The 3,397-nt window shown below is 70.2% G+C and carries 2 protein-coding genes; both read left to right on the top strand.

Going from position 1 to position 3,397, the window contains the following annotated elements; translation table 11 throughout:
- The first annotated feature begins 341 nt into the window (after positions 1-341).
- On the top strand, positions 342-1,823 hold the full coding sequence (gene guaB / locus PPSIR1_RS41235; RefSeq protein WP_006977292.1) for an IMP dehydrogenase: 1,482 nt from the start codon (positions 342-344) through the stop codon (positions 1,821-1,823).
- Between the two features lie 13 nt (positions 1,824-1,836).
- On the top strand, positions 1,837-3,397 hold a 1,561-nt coding region (gene guaA / locus PPSIR1_RS41230), incomplete at its 3' end, for a glutamine-hydrolyzing GMP synthase (RefSeq protein ID WP_006977291.1).

The following is a 3,397-nucleotide window of genomic DNA, read 5'->3' as shown; positions in this document are numbered from 1 at the left end:
ACACGCGGTACTAGCCGATCAGTCAGCCTTCTCACTGCTTGGATCGCCCCCGCCGTTCACGCCCCGATCTCGACGGCCCGGGCGCTACGTTCGTGTGTCCGCTCAGGGTCGGCGCCCCGTCGAGCCGGGTCCATGGGCAGGGGAGGGCGCGCACGGCCCTTTTGAGGCCGCCGGAGCGACGCGAGGCCTGCGCGAGGGCAGTCCGCGCCCTCGCCAGCTCGGGAGCGAGGCGGGGCCCGAGCCCTGTTGCAAGGTCGGGCCGCTCCCTATACTCCCCGGAATTATCCCCGGGCCGTGCGCTGCGCTCGCGGTCGGTCCTCGGGGAGCACGACGGAACCCCCATGGCCACCATCTCCCGCGACACGATCCGTGAAGCCCTGACCTTCGACGACGTCCTGCTCGAGCCGGGCTACTCCGAAGTCCTGCCCGCCGAGGTCGACGTGTCCTCCCGCCTGACCCGCGGCATCGGCCTCAAGTGCCCGCTGCTGTCGGCGGCCATGGACACGGTCACCGAGGCCGAGACCGCCATCGGCATGGCGCGCATGGGCGGCATCGGCATCGTCCACAAGAACCTGAGCATCGAGCAGCAGGCCCGCGAGATCCGCAAGGTCAAGAAGTCCGAGACCGGCATGGTCGCCGACCCGCTGACCATCAACCCCGGCTCGACCCTGCGCGCGGCCCTGGAGCTCATGGAGACCCACGGCTTCTCCGGTCTGCCCGTGGTCGAGAACCCCGGCCAGCCCGGGCCCCCGGTCGGCATCCTGACCAGCCGGGACATCCGCTTCGAGACCAACCTCGACCAGAAGGTCAACGACGTGATGACCAAGAAGGTCATCACCGCGCCCCAGGGCATCGACCCCGACGAGGCCAAGTCGATCCTCCACCAGCACCGCATCGAAAAATTGCTGGTCGTCGACGACCGCGGCCACCTGCTCGGGCTGATCACCGTCAAGGACATCCTCAAGTCCGACAGCTCGCCCAACGCCAACAAGGACGGCAGCGGGCGCCTGCGCGTGGGCGCGGCCGTGGGCACCTCGGCGGACACCATGGAGCGGGTCGCGGCCCTCGTCGCCGAGGACTGCGACGTGATCATCGTCGACACCGCCCACGGCCACTCGAGCCGGGTCCTCGACACCATCCGGGCCGTGCGCGGGGAGTTCCCCGACCTGCAGATCGTCGGGGGCAACATCGCCACGCCGGCCGCCTTCGAGGCCTTGGTGGAAGCCGGCGTCGACGGGGTCAAGGTCGGCATCGGGCCGGGCTCGATCTGCACCACCCGCGTCGTCGCGGGCGTGGGCGTGCCGCAGGTCAGCGCGATCATGGACGTCGCGGAGGTGTCCCGGAAGACCGACGTGCCGATCATCGCCGACGGCGGCATCAAGTACTCCGGCGACGTGGTCAAGGCCCTCGCCGCGGGCGCGAACTCGGTGATGATCGGCAGCCTGCTCGCCGGCACCGACGAGGCCCCGGGCGAGCTCGTGCTCTACCAGGGCCGCTCCTACAAGGTCTACCGGGGCATGGGCTCGATCGGCGCGATGAAGGCCGGCTCCAAGGACCGCTACTTCCAGTCGACCGTCGCCGAGGAGCGCAAGCTGGTGCCCGAGGGCATCGAGGGCCGCGTGCCCTACCGCGGGCGCCTGGCCGACAGCCTGTTCCAGCTCCTGGGCGGGCTGCGCTCGGGCATGGGCTACGTCGGCGCCCCGACCATCCCGCAGCTGGCCGAGCGCGCGACCTTCCGCCGCATCTCCAGCCAGGGCCTCCGCGAGAGCCACGTCCACGACGTGATCATCACCAAGGAAGCGCCCAACTACCGCATGGAATAGCGGGGAGACTCCCATGGCCCACGAGACCCTCATCGTCCTCGACTTCGGCTCCCAGGTCACCCAGCTCATCGCCCGACGGGCGCGCGAGCTGGGCGTCTACGCCGAGATTCTTCCCTTCGACCACCCCCTCGACAAGCTCCAGGCCAAGGCGCCCAAGGGGCTGATCTTGTCTGGGGGCCCCTCGTCGATCTACGACGAGGGCGCCCCGCGCCTGGATCCGGCCGTGCTCGAGTGGTGCCTGGCCGAAGAGCTGCCGGTGCTCGGCATCTGCTACGGCCTGTTCGCCATGGTCATGGGCCTCGGCGGCAAGGTCCGCCCGGCCGTCGAGCGCGAGTACGGCCACGCCAACATCGTCGTCGACGCCGTCGCCGGGCCCATGGCCGGGTTGTTCGCTGAGCAGGGAGACGCGGCCGTGGGGTCCAAAGAGCCCGTGTGGATGTCCCACGGCGACGAGGTCGAGGCCCTGCCCGAGGGCTTCGTGACCGTGGCCCACTCGCGCAACTGCGCCCACGCGGCCATCCACGACGGCGATCGGCGCATGTGGGGCGTGCAGTTCCACCCCGAGGTCAGCCACACCCCCCGGGGCACGGCGCTCATCGGCCACTTCCTCGACCTGTGCGGCTACAGCCGCGACTGGAACATGGGCGCCTTCGTCGACGAGGCCGTCGCCCAGATCCGCGAGCAGGTCGGCGAGAGCGGCACGGTCATCTGTGGCCTGTCGGGCGGGGTCGACTCCTCCGTGGCCGCGGCGTTGGTCGAGAAGGCCATCGGCGACCGCCTGCACTGCATTTTTGTCGACAATGGCTTGCTGCGGAAGAACGAGCGCCAGCAGGTCGAGGCGATGTTCAACGAGCGCCTCCACAACCCCCTGGTCGTGGCCGACGCGGGCGCCCAGTTCCTCGAGCAGCTCGCCGGCATCACCGACCCCGAGGTCAAGCGCAAGCGCATCGGGGCGACCTTCATCGACGTGTTCGACGACAAGGCCAAGGGCCTGGGCGGGGCCGACTTCCTGGTCCAGGGCACCCTCTACCCCGACGTGATCGAGTCCGTCAGCGCCCGCGGGCCCTCGGCGACCATCAAGACCCACCACAACGTCGGCGGGCTGCCCGAGAAGATGAACATGTTGGTCGTCGAGCCGCTGCGCGAGCTGTTCAAGGACGAGGTCCGGCGCCTGGGCCTGCACCTGGGCCTGCCCGAGGACATGGTCTGGCGCCACCCCTTCCCGGGCCCGGGGCTGGCCGTGCGCGTGCTCGGCGAGGTCACCGAGGCCCGCTGCGCCGTGCTCCGCGAGGCCGACGCGATCATCATCGAGGAGATCCGCGCCGCGGGCCTCTACCGCCAGCTGTGGCAGGTCTTCGGCGTGCTCTTGCCCGTGCAGTCCGTGGGCGTCATGGGCGACGCGCGGACCTACGAGAACGCCCTGGCCGTGCGCGCCGTCGAGAGCCTCGACGCGATGACGGCCGACTGGGCGCACCTGCCCTACGAGGTCCTGGGCAAGATCAGCAACCGGATCATCAACGAGGTCCGGGGCATCAACCGGGTCTGCTACGACATCTCGAGCAAGCCGCCGGCGA

It is taken from the genome of Plesiocystis pacifica SIR-1, assembly GCF_000170895.1.
Classification (GTDB): Bacteria; Myxococcota_A; Polyangia; order Nannocystales; family Nannocystaceae; genus Plesiocystis; species Plesiocystis pacifica.
Note: the sequence above shows the minus strand (reverse complement) of the source record. Positions and strands in the feature narration are given on the sequence as shown.